Raw genomic sequence first — 13,814 nt, 5'->3', positions numbered from 1 at the left:
AGGGAGCACGCATGGCAACCCGTGCCGTCGCCCGTCGTTCGTCCACCACCTCCGGTGGGACCGACCGGGCAAGCAGTGTTCGCGCCGTGGGCGGGGAGATCGCCGATCGCGACCTGGTCGGCATGTACCTGGACGAGATCGCTCGTACGCCGCTGCTCGACGCCGCCAAGGAAGTCGACCTCTCCCAGGCCATCGAGGCGGGCGTCTACGCCCAGCAGATCCTCGACGGCGAGGCCGAGAGCGAAGCCGGTGGTGCGACGCGTGAGGAGCTGGAGGCGCTGGTCGCCGATGGCGAGCGCGCCAAGGACATATTCATCCGTTCCAACCTCCGCCTCGTCGTTGCCGTGGCCCGGCGCTACCCGCGCGCGGGGCTGCCCCTGCTCGACCTGATCCAGGAGGGCAACGCGGGCCTGGTGCGCGCGGTCGAGAAGTTCGACTACGCGAAGGGCTTCAAGTTCTCCACGTACGCGACGTGGTGGATCCGCCAGGCCATCACCCGGTCCATAGCCGACCAGTCCCGCACGATCCGGCTCCCCGTCCACCTGGTGGAGGAGCTGGGCCGGATCCGCCGTGTCCAGCGCGAGTTCAACCGGGAGAACGGCCGCGATCCCGAGCACGAGGAGATCGCCGCCGAGCTGGACACCAACGCCGAGCGCGTGGGCAACGTCCTGGACTGGGCCCGCGACCCGGTCAGTCTCAACATGTCCGTCGACGACAACGGGGACACCCAGTTCGGCGACCTGCTGGAGGACACCTCCGCCGTCTCGCCCGAGCAGTCGGTGCTCTCGCTGCTGCGCAGCGAGGAGCTGGAGGACCTGATCGGCAAGCTCGACAACAGGACCGCCTCCATCATCAAGATGAGGTACGGCATCGAGGACGGCCGCGAGCGGACGCTGACCGAGGTCGGCAAGCAGCACGGCCTGACCCGGGAGCGGATCCGGCAGATAGAGAAGCACGCACTGCTCGAATTGAAGCGAATGGCACACGACACGGGCTTTGACGCTGTGGCGTGAGCGGATAACCCGCTAGCCTCCCCATCAAGCCGGTTCACCCCGGCCGACCGACCGGTTCTCCACCGGTCACCCCGACCGGCCCTCGCGGCCGGTCCCCGGAACTGAGTCCCGGCGCCCACCCCCCCCGGCGCCGGGGCTCATCCATGTCAGGGGTCCCACGCGCAGGGGCTGCCCTTCCCCGCCCCCCCCCGGTAGGCCTGCCAGGCAGTCAGCCGCACGCATCACGCACATCACCCGCATCACCCCGCACCGCACACATCACGTGCGCCGCACACACCACGCGCATCAAGGCGGCGTGCCCGCCGCCCGCATCACGCGGATGAACGGGGCGTGCCCGCCGCGCGAGGTCACCGGGGCGCTTTCGCCGCGCGGGTCAACCGGGCGCCCAGTCGCCCCAGGTGTTCCACCAGCTCCGGCGGCCCCTGCACCGTGAACTCGCAGTCCACCAGCGCCAGTCGCAGTGCCACCCACTCCAGCGAGTCCGTGCAGGAGGAGCGCAACCGGCAGGCGCTTCCGGTGTTCTCCCCGCCAGGGTTCTCCCTCTCCGGCCCGGACACCGGCTCCGGCCCGGACACCGGCTCCGGCCCGGACACCGGCTCCGGCCCGGCTGCCTCCGGCACCCCGAGCGTCGGAGGCAGCCGGGCCGCCACGAACTCCGCCGGAGCCGCGAACCACACATCCAGCCGCAACTCCGGCTGCCTGCCCGCCATCGACCGGGCGAAGTAGCGGGCCGCGTCCTCCGCCCCGCCCCCGTCCTCCCCGGGGAGCGGCCGGGGCGTGAACCGGGCGCCCGTCGCGAACGGTTCGGAGACCCGGTCCACCCGGAACGTCCGCCAGTCCTCCCGCAGCAGGTCGTACGCCACCAGGTACCAGCGCCGCCCCGTACTCACCAGCCGGTACGGCTCGACCTGCCGCTTCGTCTCCGTACCCTCGCCACTGCGGTACGCGAACCGCAGCCGCTCCTGTCCGGTGGCCGCCGCGGCGAGCGCCGTCAGGGTCCGCGGATCGATGGTGGACCCGTCGCCCCGGGCCAGCGGCACCGTGGCGTTCTGCAGGGACGAGACCCGGTGCCGCAACCGTGCGGGCAGCACCTGCTCCAGCTTCGCCAGCGCCCGTACGGAGGCCTCCTCGACGCCCTCGATGGCGTGCCCGGCGCCGGCCCGCAGCCCCACGGCGATGGCGACCGCCTCCTCGTCGTCCAGGACGAGCGGCGGCAGGGCGGCCCCCGCGACCAGCCGGTAGCCGCCGGCCGAGCCGCGCGAGGCCTCGACCGGATAGCCCAGTTCGCGCAGCCGGTCGATATCGCGGCGGATCGTGCGCGGAGTGACGTCGAGCCGCTCGGCCAGCTCCCCGCCGGGCCACTCGCGCGGGGTCTGGAGGAGCGACAGCAGTTTCAGCAGGCGTGCCGGGGTGGTGTCGGTCATGGGAACCAGGATGCGACCCCAACAGGACAGGATCAGACCTAAAGAAGATCTAGGTTCTCCCCATGTCTTCCTCCGCAGCGCTGCCGCACCCGGCAGCGAACTCCGCCCCCGCCCCCGCCGACCGGCGTCGCTGGTTCGCCCTCGCCATCGTGATGACCGCGGCCTTCATGGACCTGGTCGACGTCACGATCGTCAACATCGCGATCCCCAGCATCACCCGGGACACCGGGGCCTCCGTCTCCGCGATCCAGTGGATCACCGCCGGTTACGCCCTCGCGTTCGCCGCCGGACTGATCACGGGCGGACGGCTCGGCGACATCTACGGGCGCAAGCGGCTCTTCCTCATCGGCATCGCCGGGTTCACGGTCGCCTCGGCCCTCTGCGGTCTCGCGCCCAACTCGGACGTACTCGTCGCCGCCCGCATCCTGCAGGGCGCGACGGCGGCGCTGATGGTGCCCCAGGTCCTCTCGATCGTGCACGCCACCTTCCCGGCGCACGAGCGCGGCAAGGTCTTCGGCCTCTTCGGCGCGGTCGTCGGCCTCGGCGCGGTCTCCGGGCCGCTGCTGGGCGCGCTGCTGACCGAGTGGAACCTCTTCGGCCTCGGATGGCGACCGATCTTCCTGATCAACCTGCCCGTCGGCATCGCGGGGCTGGTCCTCGGCGCGAAGTTCATCACCGAGTCCAAGGCGCCCCGGGCCATGCGGCTGGACCTCGTCGGCGTCGGCCTGGTCACGCTCGCGATGCTGATGCTCATCTACCCGCTCACCCGCGGACACGAACTGGACTGGCCGCGGTGGGGCCACTTCTCGATGGCCGGCAGCCTCTTCGTCTTCGCCCTTCTCGTACGGCACCAGCGGCAGAAGGCGGTCATCGACGGCTCACCGCTGATCGAACTGTCCCTGTTCCGGGTCAAGAGCTTCGCCGCGGGCATCGCCGTGCAGCTCACCTTCGGCGTCGGCCTCGGCATCTTCTTCCTGGTCTGGACCCTCTACATGCAGATGGGGCTGGGCTGGAGCGTGCTGCGGGCCGGTACGACGGGCATCCCGTTCTCCGTCGCCGTCTCGGTGGCCGCCGGGATCTCCGTACAGAAGCTGGTGCCCCGCTTCGGCCGCAAGGTCCTCCAGGCGGGCGCGCTCCTGATGGTCGCCGGGCTGCTGGTCTACCTCTGGGAGGCCGAGCACTACGGCATGGCCATCACCTCCTGGCAGATGGCGGTCCCGCTGGTCGTCATGGGGGTCGGGATGGGGCTGATCGTGGCCCCGCTGACCGACGCGATCCTCTCCGAAGTGCCCAAGGAGCACGCCGGTTCGGCGTCCGGTCTGATCAACACCGTGCAGCAGATGGGCACCGCGCTCGGCCTCGGTCTGGTCTCGGTGGTCTTCTTCGGCGCGATCGGCGACCGGCTGGCACCGCAGGAGATCGGCCCGGCCTTCGTGGACGCGTTCCAGCAGTCGCTGTGGTGGGTGGCCGGAGTGCTCTCGGTGATCTTCCTGCTGATGTTCGCCCTGCCGGCCCGGCCGAAGGCCCACGTGGAGGGCGAGGCCGCGGCGCCCGACGACACCCCGCTCACGGCGGAACCGGTCCTGAAGGTCTGAGCGGCGTCCGGGGTGATGGCGGGGCGGTCCGGTGGCGGGGGCGGCCGGTCGTCCGGACCGGCAGCCGGGCCGGTCCGCGTCCGGGGCCGGTGGCGGCTCCCTTCATCGGGGCCCGCCCCGGTCCGGGACCCGTCCCGGGTCAGCAGATTCCGGTGCGGCTCTCCATCGCCGCGCGGGCGGTCTCCTCGTCCTCGTACACCTCGCACATGTGGCGGCCGTCGGGGGTCGCCGTGTGCTCGACCTCCCACAGGCTCGTCTCGCTGCCGTCCAGCAGCAGGAACGCGTGCTCGTAGAGCGTGAACCCGGCCTTCTGGCCGTCGACTTCGCACTGACGCCCGAAGACCTGGGTGATGTGGTGGGCGAAGGCGGCCCGGAGCAGCCGGGCCTTCTCCTCGCCCGGGCGGTCCCCGTTCTCCGCGCGGCGCAGCACCCGGCGGGCGTGGTCGGCGGAGTTGTCGGGGGCGTACGTCCGGGGTGCCGGGACCGGGGGAGCGGACATCAGGACCGTCAGGGTCTCCATGTCCCCCCGGCCCGCCTCCTCGCCGAAGGCGGGGGCGTCCGAGAGGCTCCCGGCCAGCCGGGCGGCGGCGATGTGGGCGTCGCCCTCGTCGGCGTACAACTCGTGGCGCCGGGGCTCCCGCTCGTCGCGGCCGCAGCTGTGCACCAGCTCCCACAGGGTCAGATCGGAGCCGTCGGTCAGAAGGAAGGTGTGACGGTAGGTCTCCCGGTGCAGGACGGGGCTGTGGTGCGAGGAGTGCAGTGAACTGCTGTGCGCCAGCGCCGAACCGAGCAGGTCGACCGTGCTGTCGGGAAGGTCGAAAGAGTTGAGGGCGCGTCGCAGGAGTCGGTCGAGGTGTTGCTCGGTTGTCTCATACGGATCGCTCAAGGTGCTGTCTCCAGGCCGTCGCCGCGTGTTACTTGGTGCGTGCTTAACGTAGTCCCTGGGTCTGACATCGTGACCGGGGTTCGTAAAAACGTAAGGCGTACGAGATAAGTTCCCCGTCTGTTCCCGGTGCATTTCGGGCGGTTGCGGGTGAACTCCCCTGCCACAGTTGCGAGTCGAGCGCCCGCGCGCCCCTCCCCGGACCGCCGCGCGCCCCCGCCGAGGGGGTTCGATGGCGCGGGGTCGGGGAGTGGGGCCCTGGTGCGGCGGGGTCTGGCCTCAGGCGCCGGCGCTCAGGCCAGGGCCACCCCCGGCCCCGCCTCCGGTCCCGTTCCTGGCCCTGGCCCCGTCCCCGGTCCCGTTCCCGGCCCGTAGAGGTCGGTGTAGGCGAGGAAGGTGCCGCCGGGCCCCTGGGCGCTCCGGGCGGCGCGTACGGCCTTCACGATCGCGCGGGCCAGTACGTCGGCGCCCGCCGCGAGGATCTCGTTGACCGCGGCCGGATTCTCCGACTCCACCGCCACCCGGCCCGTGGCGAGCGCGAACACGGTGTCCCCGTCGGTCAGCAGATGGACCGGGCGCACCGCACGGGCCATGCCGTCGTGGGCGGTACCCGCCAGCTTCTGCGCCTGGGCCCGGACGAGCGCCGCGTCCGTCGCGACCACCGCGATCGTGGTGTTGAACGGCGGGACCCCGCCGGCGGCCGCCTCCGTCGCCTCCCGGGCCTGCTCCAGCCGCCGCACCGCCGCCGCATGGGTCGCGGCCGCCGGGAACGCGGGCGGCTCCTCGGCCCCGTACTCCCCGTACAGCACTCCGGTACGGGGATCGAGCACCGAGCCCGCCGCGTTCACCGCGACCAGGGCGGCGACGGTGACCCCGGAGGGGAGCCGCACGCTCGCCGTGCCGATGCCGCCCTTCAGCTGCCCGGCCACCGCACCCGTGCCCGCGCCCACGCTCCCCTCGGCCACCGCCGCCCCCGGACCGGAGGCGGCGGCGGCCTCCACGGCGGAGCGGCCGGTCGACGCGTCGGGGCGGGCCCGCCAGGCGCCGCCCCGGCCGAGGTCGAAGAGGGCCGCCGCCGGAACGACCGGCACCACCTGTCCGGGCTCCGCGCCGACCCGGACGCCCCGGCCCTGCTCCTCCAGCCAGGCCACCACCCCGGACGCGGCGTCGAGGCCGTACGCGCTGCCGCCCGTGAGGACCACCGCGTCGACCCGCTGCACCAGGTTGCGCGGGTCCAGCGCGTCCGTCTCCCGGGTCCCCGGCCCGCCGCCCCGCACGTCCACGGCGGCCACCGCCCCGCCCTCCGGCGCCAGCACCACGGTCGTCCCGCTCAACGCCCCGGCCCCTGCCACCTCCGCATGCCCGACCCGAATCCCGGCCACGTCGGTCAACGCATCCCGCACCGAACCACCCGGCGCACCCTCCGCCGAGCCGCTCCGCGCACCCTCCGCCGAGGAGTCCAGGGCATCCGATGAGCTGAGGGCGCCCGGGGCGTCCGGCGACAGCGGCTGTGGTTCCTCGGCGGTCATGGCGCGCTCCTCGGTTCGGCGCCCGCGACAGGCGCAGCCTCGTACCCACGCCCCGAACGTACCGCCGCCCCTGCGCCTGCCCCCACTCCAGCCTCCCCACCACCCTCCTGGGGGCCTCCCCCCCCGCCCCTCCCCACCCACCCCCGCGCCCCCTGCCCCCTGCCCCCGCCCCGCGCCCGCACCCCCACCCCGCCCCCGCCTCCTGCATCTGTCCGGGCGACCCCCTCACCCCCGTATCGCCTAAAACGGAACCAAGTGCAGTAAATCGCCCTACGGTGGCCGAGTGACCGAGCCGCCAGAGCCCCCTGCACCCCGCGCAACCCCCACCGCCCCGGCCACCCCCGCCCAGGCCCCCGCCTCCGCCGAGCCGCCACCCTCCGGTGGTTCCGAGGCCGGTGGTGCCGAGACCGGTGGTTCCGAGGCCGGTGGTGCGTCCCGTACCGCGGCCGGCCTCCGGTCGGTCACCGTCCGGGCGAGTCTGGCCGGGGCCGTGGTGTCAGGCCTGCTGATCCTCGCGATCGTGCTCGGCAGCCGCATGCTGCGGAACTTCGACTCGGCGCTCCTCCCGTACGCCGTCGCCACCGTCTTCCTCGCCTTTGGCGTCGCCTACCGCTACACCGTCTGGATCTCCGCCCCCGGCGCCCGGCGCCTCTTCCGGCAGGGGTGGCGCAGCCTCTTCTCGTACGAGAACTTCCGCAGGGCCCCCACCGCCCTGCCGAGGATGATCGCCACCTACCTCGGCTTCCAGAAGTTCCTCGGCGCCCGGTCCCACGCCCGCTGGGCCGCCCACCAGCTGATCTTCTGGGGCTGCGTCCTCGCCGCGCTGATCACCTTCCCGCTCACCTGGGGCTGGTTCACCTTCACCTCGGGCAACGGGTCGGGGCCCGGCTACGAGATGCGGATCTGGGGCTTCAAGATCCTCGGATTCGACTCGCTCTCCCTTCTCGGCTGGTTGATGTTCCACGGCCTCGACATCGCCGCCGTGCTCGTCATCCCCGGCGCCTCGTACTTCCTCTGGCGCCGGATGAAGGACCGCGGCGCCTCCACCGGCCAGCGCTTCGCCTACGACCTGGTGCCGCTGATCGCGCTGATCGTCATCTCCGTGACCGGACTGCTGCTCACCTTCTCGTCGATCTTCCTGCACGGCGGCGGTTACCAGTTCCTGGCGATCCTCCACATGGCCTCGGTCGTCTTCACGCTCATCTACATCCCGTTCGGGAAGTTCTTCCACATCGTCCAGCGCCCGGCCGCGGTCGGTATGCAGCTGTTCAAGTACACCGGCCGCCAGGACGACAAGGTCTTCGCCTGCCGGCGCTGCGAAGAGCCCATCGACACCGGCCCGTACGTCGAGAACCTGCGCGGAACCATGCGGGACCTGAGCCTCGACTTCGACGCCTGGGCCGAGTACTGCCCGCGCTGCAAGCGGGTGCTGCGCGGCAGCGCCTATCTCTCCCATGTGAAGAAGGGCTTCAAGTGACCGCGGAACCGCGAGCCGCCGCCGACCGCCGCACCTTCATCCCGCTCGACCCCTCCCTCGCACCGCCCGGCACCCGCGCCTTCCGGGACGCGGGCGGTATCCCGGCCGACCGGTGGCACGCCGACCAGAACGGCGAGACGCTCGTCCCCACCCACTGCTGCTTCTGCGGTGTGCAGTGCGGGATGTATCTGCGCGTGGACCACTGCGGCAAGGTCTTCGGCGTCGAACCCCGCAACCACGACATCAACCGGATGCGGCTCTGCCCCAAGGGCATCAACGCCTACCAGCAGGTCAACCACCCCGACCGGCTCACCGCCCCGCTCATGCGCCGCTCCCGCGACGAGGAGTTCCGCGAGGTCTCCTGGGAGGAGGCGCTCGACTTCACCGTCTCCGAGATCAGGCGCATCCAGCAGACCTACGGCAACGACGCCTTCGGGCTCCTCGGCGGCGCCAGCCTCTTCTCCGAGAAGACGTATCTGGTGGGCAAGTTCGCCCGGGTCGCCCTCAAGTCCCGGCACGTCGACTACAACGGCCGCCTCTGCATGGTCAGCGCGGCCGGTGCCAACAAGCTCGCCTTCGGCATCGACCGGGCCGGCAACCCCTTCTCCGACATCCTCCTCACGGACTGCCTGCTCATCGCCGGTTCCAATGTGGGCGAGTGCTTCCCCGTGATGACCCAGTACGTCTGGGGAGCCCGGGACCGCGGGGCGAGCCTCATCGTCGTCGACCCGCGCGAGACCGCCATCGCCCGGACCGCCGACATCCACGTCGCCCTCAAGCCCGGCACCGACTCGGCCTTCTTCACCTCCGTACTGAACGTCGTCATCGCCGAAGGGCTCACCGACGAGAACTACCTCGCCGCCCACGCCACCGGCTGGGAGGAGGTCAAGGCCAAGGCAGCCGAGTACCCGCCCTCCCGAGCCGCCGCCATCTGCGGCATCCCCGCCGAGCAGATCGTCCAGGTCGCCCGCGCCTTCGCCCGTGCTCCGAGGGCCATGGCCTGGCACGCCCGTGGCATCGAGCACCACTCGCAGGGCGTCGAGAACTGCCTCTCCGTGATCAACCTGTGCGCCGCCACCGGCCACATCGGCAAACCCGGTGCCGGATACGGGACCATCACCGGCCAGGGCAACGGGCAGGGCGGCCGCGAACACGGCCAGAAGTCCGACCTCCTCCCGGGCGGACGCTCCATCACCAACCCCGAGCACCGCCGTCAGATCTGCGAGATCTGGGGCATCGAGGAGTCCGAACTCCCGCCCGCCGGAACCTCCATGATGGAGATGGTCTGGCAGATGCGGCGCCGCGAGATCCGCGGCCTGATCGGCATCTGCAACAACCCCTTCGTCTCCCTCCCCAACTACGGGGTGGTCAAGGAGGGGTACGACGCCACCGAGTTCCACGCCCAGTTCGACTTCTTCCTCTCCGAGACCGCCGCCAACGCCCACGTCGTCCTCCCCGTCACCACCTGGGCCGAGGACGAAGGGGTGATGGCCAACGCCGAGGCCCGGGTGGTCAAGCACAACAAGGCCCAGGACCCGCCCCCCGGCGTCCGTACCGACACCTGGGTCATGTGCGAACTCGCCCGCCGCCTCGGCGCCGGCGACAAGTTCGACTTCTCCGACTCCCGGTCCGTCTTCGAGGAACTGCGCACCGCCTCCGCCGGAACCGTCAACGACTACTACGGCATCACCTACGAGCGCCTGGAGGAGACCGGCGGCATCGCCTGGCCCTGCCCCACCACCGACCACCCCGGCACCCCGCGCCTCTTCGAGGACGGGAGGACCTACCACCCCGACGGGAAGATCCACCTCCAGGTCGTCGAGTGGCACCCGCCGATGGACCCGTACGACGACGAGTTCCCCATGTCGCTCACCACCGGCCGGACCGTCGCCCACTTCCTCTCCGGCAACCAGACCCGCAGGCTCGGCGCCCTCGTGGAGCAGACCCCGCGCCCCTGGGCCGAGATCCACCCCTCCCACGGCTTCCGCAACGGCGAGCCCGTACGGATCGTGACCCGGCGCGGCAGCGAGGTCTTCCCCGCCCTGGTCACCGAGGCGATCCGTCCCGACACCGTCTTCGTCCCCTACCACTGGCCCGTCCCCACCGCGGCCAACGCCCTCACCATCGACGCGCTCGACCCCCGCTCCAAGATCCCCGAGTACAAGGTGTGCGCCTGCCGCGTCGAGCACGCCGACCGGATCGACGAGGTCCCCGCCCCGCCGGTCGCCCCGGGCCATGTCGCCTACCCGGAGACCCAGGTCTCCCGTACCGACCCGCTGCCGCCCACGTCCCCCCAGGGCCGTGGCACCTCGGAGAGGAGCTGAAGGCCCATGATGGGCAGAACGATCTTCATCGACCCGGGGCGCTGCATCGGCTGCCAGGCCTGTGTCTCCGCCTGCCGCGAATGCGACTCGCACCGCGGCAAATCGATGATCCATCTCGACTACACCGACGAGGGCCACTCCGTCGCCTCCCTTCCGACCGTCTGTATGCACTGCGAGGACCCGGTCGCCCCCTGCGCCGAGGTCTGCCCCGCCGACGCGATCCTGGTCACCGCCGACGGTGTGGTGCAGCAGGCCGACACCACCCGATGCATCGGCTGCGCCAACTGCGTCAACGCCTGCCCCTTCGGCGTGCCGAAGATCGACCTCGGCGCCAAGCTCCAGCTGAAGTGCAACCTCTGCTACGACCGCACCGCCTACGGCCTCGCCCCCATGTGCGCCACCGTCTGCCCGACCGGCGCCCTCTTCTACGGGACCGTCGAGGAACTCCAGGCCGAGCGTCCCGGCGTGCAGGTCGCCGACACCTTCGTCTTCGGCGAGACCGAGGTCCGCACCGGCGTGGCCATGGTCGTCCCCGCCGAGAAGGTGCAGTGGCCGGTCCCCGGTGGACTGCCCGTCGTCGAGATCAACGGGAAGGACGTCCGCCGATGAGCGTCACCGAGCAGCAGCCGGGCGGCGAGCGCCCGGCCGGGGGAGACCCGCGCGAGGCGCTCCAGGACCGGATCGCCGCCGACTCCCTCACCACCCGGCGCGACTACCTCCGGATCGTCACCACCGTCTCCGGCGGCCTCGCCCTCGGCGGCATCGGCGTGGCCGCGGGCATCCTGCACCGCCACGGCGACGACGAGGACGGCCAGGCCCCCGAGGCCAGACGCATCGCCCAGCAGCTCCCGCCCGGCGAGTCCATCGCCTTCCGCTACCCGGGCGAGGAGGACCGGGCCGTCGCCGTGCGGCTCGACGACGGCACGCTCGTCGGCTACTCCGCCGTCTGCACCCACCTCGCCTGCGCGGTCCTGTGGCGCAAGGACCGGGGCCGGGAGGGCGAGCTGTACTGCCCCTGCCACGAGGGCGTCTTCGACGCCCGCTCCGGTGAGGTGACCGCGGGGCCGCCTCCGCGCGGACTGCCGAAGGTCGTCGTCATCGAGGAGGAGGACGGCAGCATCTGGGCGATCGGGACCACCCGCTCCGGCGAGAGCGTCGAGGCGGGTCTCTGCCGCGGGCTCGGGGGCGAGCGCCCCGACCTCGCCGCCCGTATCGGCTGTCCCGACATCGGCGGCGGCGCCGAAGCCCCACCCCGGGCGCCGGGCCCCGGGGCCTCCGCCACCGCCGATGCCACCGAGACCCCCGGCGGGCGGGCATGACCGACGCCCCGCACCCCGAGCAGCCGCTGCCGCCCCCGGGCAGTCACCACCCGACGTACCACCCGGGCAGCGCCGACCCCGCGCTGAACCGGCCCGTCCACGAGCGGTATCCCCAGATCCGCCCCACCAGCGGGTACGGAGACCCGCGCGTCCGCCACACCGGGCCCGGCCCCGGGGCGGGCACCGACCAGGAACCCGAGCGCTCCTCGAAGCTCACGGCACGCCTCGCCCTGGCGATGACCGTGGTCGTCGGCCAGCTCTGGGGGCTGACCGTGCTGATCGACGAGTGGATGGAGGGCAACACCGGCACGGCCTGGTGGGGAGCCGGCTTCCTCTGCCTGTCGTTCCTCGTCGTGCTGGCTCTCTGGCTGCTCGACCCGAAGGACCGCTGACGGCCGCCCTCGACGGCCGTCGCCCGGACGCCACGGCCGACGGCCGTACCCTGGAACCATGAGTGCCACCCCCGGTCCGCGAGACGCGAAGCAGCAGCCCCGGCCACAGCAGCCCCAGGTACAGCAGCCGCGGGAACCGAAGCCCAGGCCGGCTCTGATCTTCGACGATCCGCTGGACCAGCAGTCCGCGGACGACACGGACCGGGGATGGGGCGAGCGGCCCTCGGGCGGCTCCGGCGCCGCCGACCTCGCCCGCTTCCTCGACGAGAAGCCGCCGCACCACATCTGAACCGGCGAGAAGCCGCCCCACCACATCCGAACCGGTGACCGGCGGGCTACCGGCCCTCGTCCCGGCCCGGCAGCGCCCCGCCGCTCTCGCCGGGCCCACCGGCGCCCCCGACACCAGGCCCGCCGGCACCGGGCCCGCCGACACCGGCCGCGCCGCCACCACCGCGCTGCGCGATCAGGGCGTCGCGGATCTCCTTGAGCACCTCCAGCTCGCTGACCTCCAGCGTCTCCTGCACGCCCTCCTTCGCGGCCTGCATCTGCGCTCGCTTGGCCAGGTACTTCGCCATCGGCAGCACCAGCAGGAAGTACACGACGGCTGCGGTGATCAGGAAGCTGAGGGCGGCGCTGAGCACCGATCCCCACAGGATCTCGATCCCGTCCATCTCGCCGGTGGCCGGATCCGTCGTGCACGGGCCCCGGAGGCAGGAGCTGTAGTTCTCCAGGTCCTGCGTGCCGAACGCGCCGACCAGCGGATTGATGATGCCCTTGACGAACGCGTTCACGATGTTCGTGAACGCGGCGCCGATGACGACGGCCACCGCCAGATCGATCACGTTGCCGCGCGTCAGGAAGGCCTTGAAGCCCTCCAGGAGACTGACCTTCTTCTCGCTCACAGGTGAGCCTTCTTTCGCATGTGCGGTGAGGGGAGCAAACTGCTCCGCCACCTAAGGCGGGAGAAGGTGAAGCTGTCCAATCCGCTAATGCGCACGGGTGACTTGAGAGCGCGTCAGTTCGCATCGGACACCGCCACCGCCAGCCGTCCCGCGGCGCCCGCACCCAGCAGCGCCGTGGCGGTGGACCGCTCCACCGACAGCATCACCAGCGCCCCGTCCGCCGCCGGAGCCCCGGCGGCGGGCCCGCCCGGCACCCGGGCCACCCGCACGTCCCGCGCGACCAGTCGGGCGTCGTCGCCCGCCTCGCCGACCGCGATCACGTCGACCCGGTCTCCGGGGCGCAGGAGCCGTACCGTCGCCGCGTCCGCGATCCGCACCGGCGCGGAGACGAGACGAGCGGACGGGTGCCCGGCCCCCACCGCCGTATCGGACGCCGCACCGGACACGGCGGCCGCGCCGGGGACCGGCATTCCCGAGACCCCCGTGCCCGGGGATGCCGTGTCCGATGCCGCCGCCTCCGGGGCGCCCGTGCCGGAACCGGCGCTGCTCAGGCCGCCCGTCGTGGCCAGGGCCGCGCCCGCCAGGGCGAGCCCCGTGGCGAGTGTGCGCCGCCGCCTGCGCAGTATCCGCCGCAGCCGGTACGCCCCGCCGCCCCGAACCCGCAGGGGCGCGAACGGCCCCACCCCGCACGGTGCGGGCGGCGGTGCCGGGGGCCTGGGCGGCGGCTTCGCACGGCCGGAGGCGCCGGAGGGAGCGGAGTGGCCGCAGTGGTGGAGGGCGGAACGGTCGGGGACGGAGAAGGAGGACGGAGACATGGCTTCACCTGCGATCGGACGCGACGAGGGGAGCCCGGCCGGAGGTCCCGGCCGAACTCCCCTCACGATCCACGATCCGCGCACATCCCGCCGGGGCCTGTGGACAACTCCGGGATTGTGGAAAACCCCGTCACCCGATCC

13 protein-coding genes are annotated in these 13,814 nt (G+C 72.4%); 8 read left to right on the top strand and 5 right to left on the bottom strand.

The annotated features are described in order from the left end of the window. The first annotated feature begins 11 nt into the window (after positions 1–11). Entirely contained in the window at positions 12–1,013 is a 1,002-nt protein-coding gene (locus tag ACQ9ZG_RS13020; protein WP_026237871.1) for a sigma-70 family RNA polymerase sigma factor, read from the top strand. A gap of 347 nt (positions 1,014–1,360) precedes the next feature. Here the strand turns inward: ACQ9ZG_RS13020 and ACQ9ZG_RS13015 are convergent, their stop codons facing one another. Continuing rightward, the gene (locus ACQ9ZG_RS13015) at positions 1,361–2,437 is read right to left on the bottom strand and encodes a helix-turn-helix transcriptional regulator (RefSeq protein WP_109915502.1); all 1,077 of its coding nucleotides are present in this window, start codon (positions 2,435–2,437) and stop codon (positions 1,361–1,363) included. 62 nt (positions 2,438–2,499) lie between these two features. Here ACQ9ZG_RS13015 and ACQ9ZG_RS13010 point away from each other — a divergent pair, with 62 nt between their 5' ends. After that, positions 2,500–4,032 carry an MFS transporter gene (locus ACQ9ZG_RS13010; RefSeq protein ID WP_109915503.1) on the top strand — a complete coding sequence of 511 codons (1,533 nt, stop codon included), beginning with the start codon at positions 2,500–2,502 and terminating at the stop codon, positions 4,030–4,032. Between the two features lie 139 nt (positions 4,033–4,171). On the opposite strand, the gene ACQ9ZG_RS13005 is transcribed toward ACQ9ZG_RS13010, so the two are convergent. Both ACQ9ZG_RS13005 and ACQ9ZG_RS13000 read right to left on the bottom strand, forming a co-directional pair. Further along, entirely contained in the window at positions 4,172–4,918 is a 747-nt protein-coding gene (locus ACQ9ZG_RS13005) for a DUF6227 family protein (RefSeq protein ID WP_018489961.1), read from the bottom strand. A 290-nt stretch (positions 4,919–5,208) separates the two neighbouring features. Then, a complete protein-coding gene (locus ACQ9ZG_RS13000) occupies positions 5,209–6,444 on the bottom strand; it encodes a P1 family peptidase (RefSeq protein WP_499280531.1) in 1,236 nt (411 codons plus the stop codon). Positions 6,445–6,727: 283 nt separating this feature from the next. On the opposite strand from ACQ9ZG_RS13000, the gene ACQ9ZG_RS12995 reads away from it, so the two are divergent. The 6 genes from ACQ9ZG_RS12995 to ACQ9ZG_RS12970 are packed head-to-tail and all read left to right on the top strand — an operon-like array spanning position 6,728 to position 12,245. After that, entirely contained in the window at positions 6,728–7,921 is a 1,194-nt protein-coding gene (locus ACQ9ZG_RS12995; protein ID WP_375138340.1) for an MFS transporter, read from the top strand. Then, positions 7,918–10,245, top strand: a complete 2,328-nt coding sequence (locus tag ACQ9ZG_RS12990; protein ID WP_109916457.1) for a molybdopterin oxidoreductase family protein — start codon at positions 7,918–7,920, stop codon at positions 10,243–10,245. The genes ACQ9ZG_RS12995 and ACQ9ZG_RS12990 overlap by 4 nt, the downstream gene beginning before the upstream one ends. Positions 10,246–10,251: 6 nt before the next feature. Further along, positions 10,252–10,854 (top strand): 4Fe-4S dicluster domain-containing protein, encoded by a 603-nt coding sequence (locus tag ACQ9ZG_RS12985; RefSeq protein ID WP_015609150.1) that lies wholly within the window; start codon positions 10,252–10,254, stop codon positions 10,852–10,854. Beyond that, positions 10,851–11,564: a Rieske (2Fe-2S) protein gene (locus ACQ9ZG_RS12980; protein WP_499280529.1), complete on the top strand. Its 714-nt coding sequence runs from the start codon at positions 10,851–10,853 to the stop codon at positions 11,562–11,564. Before ACQ9ZG_RS12985 ends, ACQ9ZG_RS12980 begins: the two co-directional genes overlap by 4 nt. After that, positions 11,561–11,956 carry a hypothetical protein gene (locus ACQ9ZG_RS12975; protein ID WP_109914855.1) on the top strand — a complete coding sequence of 132 codons (396 nt, stop codon included), beginning with the start codon at positions 11,561–11,563 and terminating at the stop codon, positions 11,954–11,956. The genes ACQ9ZG_RS12980 and ACQ9ZG_RS12975 overlap by 4 nt, the downstream gene beginning before the upstream one ends. A gap of 58 nt (positions 11,957–12,014) precedes the next feature. Then, complete coding sequence (locus ACQ9ZG_RS12970; RefSeq protein WP_028417499.1) at positions 12,015–12,245, top strand: hypothetical protein; 231 nt, start codon at positions 12,015–12,017, stop codon at positions 12,243–12,245. A gap of 46 nt (positions 12,246–12,291) precedes the next feature. Here ACQ9ZG_RS12970 and ACQ9ZG_RS12965 read toward each other — a convergent pair whose 3' ends face one another. Both ACQ9ZG_RS12965 and ACQ9ZG_RS12960 read right to left on the bottom strand, forming a co-directional pair. Beyond that, the gene (locus ACQ9ZG_RS12965; protein ID WP_499280527.1) at positions 12,292–12,858 is read right to left on the bottom strand and encodes a large conductance mechanosensitive channel protein MscL; all 567 of its coding nucleotides are present in this window, start codon (positions 12,856–12,858) and stop codon (positions 12,292–12,294) included. 113 nt (positions 12,859–12,971) lie between these two features. Beyond that, positions 12,972–13,673, bottom strand: coding sequence for a hypothetical protein (locus tag ACQ9ZG_RS12960; protein ID WP_499280525.1), 702 nt, complete (start codon positions 13,671–13,673; stop codon positions 12,972–12,974). Positions 13,674–13,814: the final 141 nt, after the last annotated feature.

This window comes from Streptomyces araujoniae (assembly GCF_050871195.1).
GTDB classification, from domain to species: domain Bacteria; phylum Actinomycetota; class Actinomycetes; order Streptomycetales; family Streptomycetaceae; genus Streptomyces; species Streptomyces bacillaris.
This window is presented reverse-complemented; position numbering and strand designations above follow the sequence as displayed.

What these genes read in the sequence shown, in the direction of transcription:
- ACQ9ZG_RS13020 (WP_026237871.1), top strand. Translation starts at nt 12, where the DNA reads ATGGCAACCCGTGCCGTCGCCCGTCGTTCGTCCACCACCTCCGGTGGG.
- ACQ9ZG_RS13015 (WP_109915502.1), bottom strand. Translation starts at nt 2,437, where the DNA reads ATGACCGACACCACCCCGGCACGCCTGCTGAAACTGCTGTCGCTCCTC.
- ACQ9ZG_RS13010 (WP_109915503.1), top strand. Translation starts at nt 2,500, where the DNA reads ATGTCTTCCTCCGCAGCGCTGCCGCACCCGGCAGCGAACTCCGCCCCC.
- ACQ9ZG_RS13000 (WP_499280531.1), bottom strand. Translation starts at nt 6,444, where the DNA reads ATGACCGCCGAGGAACCACAGCCGCTGTCGCCGGACGCCCCGGGCGCC.
- ACQ9ZG_RS12985 (WP_015609150.1), top strand. Translation starts at nt 10,252, where the DNA reads ATGATGGGCAGAACGATCTTCATCGACCCGGGGCGCTGCATCGGCTGC.
- ACQ9ZG_RS12980 (WP_499280529.1), top strand. Translation starts at nt 10,851, where the DNA reads ATGAGCGTCACCGAGCAGCAGCCGGGCGGCGAGCGCCCGGCCGGGGGA.
- ACQ9ZG_RS12975 (WP_109914855.1), top strand. Translation starts at nt 11,561, where the DNA reads ATGACCGACGCCCCGCACCCCGAGCAGCCGCTGCCGCCCCCGGGCAGT.
- ACQ9ZG_RS12970 (WP_028417499.1), top strand. Translation starts at nt 12,015, where the DNA reads ATGAGTGCCACCCCCGGTCCGCGAGACGCGAAGCAGCAGCCCCGGCCA.
- ACQ9ZG_RS12960 (WP_499280525.1), bottom strand. Translation starts at nt 13,673, where the DNA reads ATGTCTCCGTCCTCCTTCTCCGTCCCCGACCGTTCCGCCCTCCACCAC.